This is a genomic window from Hansschlegelia zhihuaiae (genome assembly GCF_004103825.1).
Lineage (GTDB): Bacteria > Pseudomonadota > Alphaproteobacteria > Rhizobiales > Methylopilaceae > Methylopila > Methylopila zhihuaiae.
The window spans coordinates 188306-189455 of sequence record NZ_RYFI01000009.1 but is presented as its reverse complement, the minus strand read 5'-3'; the positions used below and the strand labels follow the sequence as shown (position 1 = coordinate 189455).

At 70.0% G+C, this 1150-nt stretch carries 1 protein-coding gene; it reads right to left on the bottom strand.

Features of this window, described 5'->3' with window-relative positions:
• Positions 1-92: 92 nt before the first annotated feature.
• Positions 93-1097, bottom strand: coding sequence for an NAD(P)H-quinone oxidoreductase (locus EK403_RS11260; RefSeq protein WP_128777583.1), 1005 nt, complete (start codon positions 1095-1097; stop codon positions 93-95).
• Positions 1098-1150 lie beyond the last annotated feature (53 nt).

Here is a 1150-nt window from a genome sequence, read left to right as displayed (position 1 = left end):
TCGGGCGAGCCTTCCACAAGGCGCGCGCGAACCTTGATGTCCCGCCCGTCGAAAAGCATGACGATCCTCTAGATCGAGAACAGAGAGGGTCGCTAGGCCCGTCCCGTCGTCAGCACGATCTTGCCCATATGGCCGCTGTCCTCCATCAGCCGGTGGGCGTCGGCGGCTTTCTCGAGCGGGAAGGTGGCGTGCACGATGGGCTTGGCCTTGCCGGCCTCGATCAGCGGCCAGATCTCGCGCTTCAGCGCCTCGGCGATCGCGGCCTTCTCGGCGGTCGAGCGGGCGCGCAGCGTCGAGCCGGTGACCGTGAGGCGCTTCAACATGATGGGCGTGAGGTCGATCTCGACCTTCGGTCCCTTCATGAACGCGATCTGCACCAGCACGCCCTTCGGCGCCAGGCACTTGATGTTCTTGCCCGTGTAGTCGCCGCCGACCATGTCGAGGATGACGTCGACGCCTTTGCCGCCGGTCGCCTCCTTCAGCACGGCCTGAAAATCCTGCGAGCGGTAGTCGATGCCCTTGGCGCCGAGCTTTTCGCAGAACGCGACCTTCTCGGGGCCGCCGGCGGTCGCATAGACGGTGGCGCCGCGCGCGACGGCCAGCTGGATCGCGGTCGTGCCGATGCCCGACGCGCCGCCGTGGACCAGGAAGGACTGGCCTTCCTTCAGCCCGGCGCGCTCGAACACATTGGTCCAGACCGTGAAGTAGGTCTCGGGCAGAGCCGCGGCCTCGATCGCCGTCAGGCCCCGCGGGACGGGAAGACAGGTCACGGCCGGCGCCACGGCGTATTCGGAGTAGCCGCCGCCGCCGAGCAGCGCGCAGACCTCGTCGCCCGCGACGAGGCCCTTCACGTCCTTGCCCACGGCCGCGATCCGGCCCGACACCTCGAGGCCGAGCGTCTCCGGCGCGCCGGGCGGCGGCGGATACATGCCCTTGCGCTGCATGACGTCCGGGCGATTGACGCCGGCGGCCGCGACCTCGATCAGAACCTCGCCGTCTCCGGGGGAGGGCAGCGGCCCCCGGGCGGGCCCCAGCACCTCCGGCCCGCCGTCGCCCGAGGCGCGCACGAATGTCATCTCGGTCGGCAGGTCGGTCATCTTGTGTCGTCTCCCGGTTGGGCGGTCGCGGACGAGGGTTTGGCGCGCCGGGC

What these genes read in the sequence shown, in the direction of transcription:
- EK403_RS11260 (WP_128777583.1), bottom strand. Translation starts at nt 1,097, where the DNA reads ATGACCGACCTGCCGACCGAGATGACATTCGTGCGCGCCTCGGGCGAC.